This is a genomic window from Nocardia sp. NPDC051900, assembly GCF_044452545.1.
GTDB classification, from domain to species: Bacteria; Actinomycetota; Actinomycetes; order Mycobacteriales; family Mycobacteriaceae; genus Nocardia; species Nocardia sichangensis.
Genome location: NZ_JBITBU010000055.1, coordinates 2117 through 7001, shown reverse-complemented (window position 1 = coordinate 7001; position 4885 = coordinate 2117). Strand labels below are relative to the sequence as shown.

The following is a 4885-nucleotide window of genomic DNA, read 5'->3' as shown; positions in this document are numbered from 1 at the left end:
CCGGCGGCGTGCGCCGGCGCATCGAACCCGAAATTGTGCCCACTTAGAACCCCACTGCCGCGAGATCGGATGTTTCGCCGCGGAATCGGCGCGACGGCGTCGCCGCAGTCGTCGCCCGGTGCACGATCGACTGAACCGGCGCGGTCTGCGCGCCGAAGGTCACCAGCCCCCAGGTCGACAGCGATCCGGCGACGAGCGGGGAAATGTCGTCGAGTGCGCGTTTGCGGTCCCATGCCCAGCCGCCGCCCGGCAGATCGCGTTTGACCGCGCCCTCGACAGCGTCGGCGAGCTCGGGATCGCCGGTGTGGTTGAGCAGCGCGCCGTCCGATCGGTCGTAGAAATCGCCGGTCGCCTTCGCCATCTCGCTGGTGTTGGTCGTGTAGACCGTCAGCCCCGCGGCCTCGAGATCGGCGACCATCGACGCCGCCGGACTCTGGTCGTCGATCACCAGCACGCACGGATCCAGCCGCGACACCGTGCTCACGATGTAGGGCACGGTCTGCGCCGAGCGCGGCCCGTGGTAGCCCAGATCGATGTGGATGCGGCCCTCGGTGGTCCACTGCGAGGCGGTGATCGAGACCGTCTTGCGATCCGGTGTCATATCGACCGCCATCGCCTTCGGTCCGACCAGCGTCGCGGCCGGATTCTTCATCCGGTTCCACACGTCCGCGGGAATCAATGCGGGTCGGTCCTCGTCGCGCACCGGCCAGATACCGCGGCCGAGGCCTTCGACGCCGAAAATCGCGATGCCGGCCTTGGTCGTGGCCTTGCGCAGTTCCTTGCGCATCTTCGCCGCGGTCTGGATGACACCGTACGACGGATTACCGGCCTTCCAAGTCTCCTCGGCGTCGTACGGCATCGGCTCGGGTGCCATGTATTCGGCCAGATAGAGGCCCGGTGACTGCCGCAGACCGGCGGCGCGCATATCGGTGAGCAGGAACCCCTTGGGATGGATGTGCGCGTTCACGGCCGAGCTGGTGTAGATGGTCTGCGGATCGTGCGCAGCCATCTGCGCCCAACCGACGGCCGCCGAGGCGGACTCGTCCAGGTTGTAGGACTCGTCATAGATCAGCAGATCGAGTTTCGTTACGCCGCGGCCCATGTCGGCCGAGCGCGTCGAGAAAATCAGGTGCCCGCCGTTGGTGAACTTGACCTCACCGCGCCCCTGCGACAGCGTCGGCTTTTTCGCGAGCCGCCGTTTCAGCCACGGCCGCGAGTTGATCATCTGCACGAGTCGGTCGTGCAGATCCTTGCCGGTGTCCCAACGCTGCACCGTGTAGAGGATCTTCTCGCCCAGCACCGCGAGGCCGAAAAGGCAACGGAGCAAAAGGATTTCGCTCTTTCCGTTTTGACGCGGCACGATGAGCACGGCGTCCGAGTGCGTCCACGTGCCATCAGGGTTGCGCCGCAGCAGACACCGCAGATTGCCCGACTGCCACGGCATGACCGGCGGAATCGGCAGCCGCCCGGCGAGCTTGATCGCCTTGTGGCCGTCGGTGTCATCGCCCGGCGACGCCCAGAAGTGATGCGGCGTCTGCCGACCGGTGAGCGTCGGGAAGACAGCCGGATCCGGCGCTGGGAATAGCTCGCGCTTCATGACAGCGAGGTCAGAGATCGGCGAGCCCATCGTCGTCGGGTGCCTCGGGCTCGTCGCGCAGACGCCGAATCGTCCCGATCAGCTGCCGCAGCGTGCCCGCCTGCTGGCGCGCCTCCTGTAGTACATTGTCGACACGGATTTCGAGGTCGCCCTCACGTCCGTTCGTCAATCGGGCCCAGATTTCGCCCTCACCAGTAAGAATGCTGTTCAGTTGCTCTAGCCGATCCCCCACTCGCGCCGCTTCGAGGATCAACACGGTGATTTCGAACGAATCCGTGGGCGATTCGAGTGCGGCACGCAGCTTTTCGCCGACTTCCCCGAGCTCAGAGGCCATTGCATGCACCGTTTTTCGCCCGGTCAATAAAAATCCCGACTAAGAGACGGGGGTCAGCCGGGAGGGGGGTCCGGATTTTTCCGGCAAATCGGACGAACGAGACGGGCCGGTCTGCCGCTGGTCGGCGCGCGGATCCGGCCACGTTCACCAGCTCATCAGGCACCAGCGCGCCCGATCCTCGGTCTCATCGGCCGCATTCACCGGTTGCCCGGTGAGTGCTGGCCGCAGGTGGTCGCGGCTGCCGTCGCCGCGCTCGGCGTTGCACTTCGCGTGCAGCAGACGGTCGGTCAGCACGCCGCCCATTGCTCGCGCCTTCGAGTGGTCGCCCTGCAGCTGCCGCCGGTCGAAGTTGCGACCGGCGTCGCGGTACATGGGCCGGGTGCACCACCAGCAGGGCGAGCCGTCCTCGAGCGCGCGAAGTAGGCCCGCGACGCGCTGCTGATGGACATGACCGAGGCCGCGCTGCGTCGTTGTGCGCCGCGCGGCCCGGGTCGGCATGACCGGCAGGACCTACAGTCCGAACCCGGTGGTGCCAGTGGCCGAGCTGTCGCCCTCGTCGGCGGTGGCAGTGGGCTCGCTGGTCTGCTCGGTGGCGCTGTCCTCGGCCGGTGCGGTGGCCGTGGTGTCGGTGGCCGTGTCGTCAGCGCCGCTCACCTTGGCGGCATCGCTGCCGTCGCTGGTGATGGGCTGCTGCACGGGCACATCGACCGGGGCAGCGGCATCGGTGGCCGGTGCGGTCTCGACGGGCTGCGAGGTGATGGGCTGCTGCGGTTCCACGCTCTGACCGGCCGCCGGGCTGGTAGCGCTGGCACCTGCGGTGTCCGCCGTGCTGGCTGCGGTGGCGGCGATCTTGGCCGTGATGTCGTCCAGTGCGGCGACGTCCTCGGCAGTGATGGTGCCGCCGGCGTCGATCTGCGACTTCAGCGCGGCGACCTGGCCCTGCAGATCACCGATCTGCTGAACCTGCGCAGCGGACAGCGCCACGATCTTCGTGTTGGAATCGACCAGCGAGGCAATATCGGCCTTCAGCTGCGCTTCGATGTTTGGCATGAACTTCTCCAGGATCTCGAGAATTCGAGCGTTCTGCTCGATGATGAATCCGGCCCATATCGGGATCGGGCCGGTGTGAACGGTCGCGACGTCGCCGCCGGTGAGGAAATCGACGAAATCACGAATCAGGAAGCGGCGGCGCGACATGCTCAGACTCTCGGCGGCCAGTTCCAGTGACCGGGCGTCGGTTCGGGCGCCCACGGCACGAGCGACTTGTTCGACGTGCCGTTCGGGTAGATGACGTACAGGTCGGCCGCATTGCCGGGATGCGACCCGGTGACGATCGCGGCGACCGGTTCGGGCTCGTGTTCGCCGCCCGGCGTGCCGTAGGTCTGATAGTGGACGATTCGGCCGATGGTCGCGATCGGTGCGCCGATGCCCTCGGACATCAGACCAGCACGCCCAGGATCGCCAGAGCGAGACGGCCGAGCAGCGCCCACGGAACATGTGACGCTTCGGCGGACAGAGTTGCGAACATGGATCTCTCCTGAAACTGCGAAACCCGGACCGCGCAGGCGGATCCGGGTTGTGGTGACTGGTGACCGTTGCGGCCGTAGCGCGGGCCGGATTTGAACCGGCGACCTTCGGATTATGAGACCGACGAGCTGACCGAGCTGCTCTACCGCGCGTCGAGTGCGGGGCATGAAAAAACCCGGTCCAGCAGGGGGCCGGGACCGGGCTTCGGGGACAGATGTCCCGCTGCAAGAAAGTCTGACAGTGAGCGGCGATCTTGTCCAGCTACCGCGCGGCGCGCTGACCTATGTTGCCCATTCCTGCTGGTAGTCGGGATGATCGCGCCACACTGCGGCGACTGCGGTCCGATCGCCGGGCATGAGCTCGCTCGCGCGCACAGGCTCGGCGACCATCCGCCGCGCCATGTCTTCCGATCGCGACATGACGCTGCCGAAACTCGCGCAGCCGGGCCCGTTCCCGCGCCGGTCCATCTCGGCGTTGAACAAGGCGGACCTGATGGCCTCGACGCCGGATGCGCGCTCGACGAGACGCGCCTCGATGAACTCCTCGATCCTCACAGCCCGAACATCTTCCGTGCGTCTCTCTCGGACATTGTCGCCGACGCCGCCCGCCGTATGGCGGCCTCGCGGGCATTGGCGGCCTGCGCCATGCGCAGCTCTGCGGCCTCCTCGGTCGGTGCGCCGTAGAGCACGCCCCGCACGATGCGCTCGGCCGTCTCGTCGGGAACGCCTTCGTCCTCGAGCACGATGCCGAGGCGGTGCACCATGTTGCGCATGAAACGTATCTGCGCGCTGTACGTGGCATCCTCGCGCAGCGCGGCTTTCGATGGGCCAAGGCGCAAGAAATGCAGCTTGATTACCTGATCGACGTCGATCATGAGTGCGGTCCTCTCAGGTCGTTGCGTTCCAGGCTGAAAAACAGCACGTTCGGCATTGGATGCGCCGGAATGCCCGCCATCTCGGCCGCCATGGCGACGATTTCGGCGAATGCCTGCCTGCGCGTGCCCGTGCCTTCGAAATCGCCGGTGCCGTCGAACGTCTGCGTGTGCTCGCCGTCGGGTGCCAACCATCGCAATGTCAGTATCCAATGCAGTTGCCTCATGCTGTGCGTCCTCTCGCGTTGGTGGCGCGCAGCTTGCGCACGGCGCCGAGTCGGTACAGGGGTTTGTCGGTGTCGGATTTGCGTACCGGCACGACGGCGCCGTCGTGCCGGTACGCGCACGGCACGAGCTTGCCGCGTCGAATCCATTGGTCGACCGTGTTTCGCAGTACGGGCTCGCCGAGCTCGCGCAGGATCCGCACGAGCGCGACGACGTCGAACGCGAGATTGTCGCTGCGCGACAGCAGCCGCGCCTCGAGCCGCGCGGTGTCGTGCAGCACGCCGCACCGCGGGCACGTGACGAACGCGGCCGGTGACTGCCGGTCGAACGT

8 protein-coding genes, 1 tRNA gene and 1 pseudogene are annotated in these 4885 nt (G+C 66.8%); all 10 read right to left on the bottom strand.

Annotation, left to right across the window (positions count from 1 at the left end):
• Nucleotides 1-43: 43 nt before the first annotated feature.
• Nucleotides 44-1597, bottom strand: a complete 1554-nt coding sequence (locus ACIA5H_RS37360) for a hypothetical protein (RefSeq protein WP_364599309.1) — start codon at nt 1595-1597, stop codon at nt 44-46.
• 10 nt (nt 1598-1607) lie between these two features.
• Nucleotides 1608-1958 carry a hypothetical protein gene (locus ACIA5H_RS37355; RefSeq protein ID WP_397081040.1) on the bottom strand — a complete coding sequence of 117 codons (351 nt, stop codon included), beginning with the start codon at nt 1956-1958 and terminating at the stop codon, nt 1608-1610.
• Nucleotides 1959-2075: 117 nt separating this feature from the next.
• The gene (locus ACIA5H_RS37350; protein WP_397081039.1) at nt 2076-2429 is read right to left on the bottom strand and encodes a hypothetical protein; all 354 of its coding nucleotides are present in this window, start codon (nt 2427-2429) and stop codon (nt 2076-2078) included.
• A 12-nt stretch (nt 2430-2441) separates the two neighbouring features.
• On the bottom strand, nt 2442-3128 hold the full coding sequence (locus ACIA5H_RS37345; RefSeq protein ID WP_364599291.1) for a hypothetical protein: 687 nt from the start codon (nt 3126-3128) through the stop codon (nt 2442-2444).
• Nucleotides 3129-3130: 2 nt separating this feature from the next.
• Nucleotides 3131-3370, bottom strand: a complete 240-nt coding sequence (locus ACIA5H_RS37340) for a hypothetical protein (protein ID WP_364599294.1) — start codon at nt 3368-3370, stop codon at nt 3131-3133.
• 165 nt (nt 3371-3535) lie between these two features.
• Nucleotides 3536-3610 (bottom strand) — tRNA-Met (locus ACIA5H_RS37335).
• 129 nt (nt 3611-3739) lie between these two features.
• The gene (locus tag ACIA5H_RS37330; protein ID WP_364599297.1) at nt 3740-4012 is read right to left on the bottom strand and encodes a hypothetical protein; all 273 of its coding nucleotides are present in this window, start codon (nt 4010-4012) and stop codon (nt 3740-3742) included.
• Entirely contained in the window at nt 4009-4332 is a 324-nt protein-coding gene (locus ACIA5H_RS37325; protein WP_364599300.1) for a hypothetical protein, read from the bottom strand. The genes ACIA5H_RS37330 and ACIA5H_RS37325 overlap by 4 nt, the downstream gene beginning before the upstream one ends.
• A complete protein-coding gene (locus tag ACIA5H_RS37320; RefSeq protein WP_397081036.1) occupies nt 4329-4520 on the bottom strand; it encodes a hypothetical protein in 192 nt (63 codons plus the stop codon). Before ACIA5H_RS37320 ends, ACIA5H_RS37325 begins: the two co-directional genes overlap by 4 nt.
• Nucleotides 4521-4552: 32 nt before the next feature.
• Nucleotides 4553-4885, bottom strand: a pseudogene (locus ACIA5H_RS37315) (hypothetical protein); the annotation flags it as partial.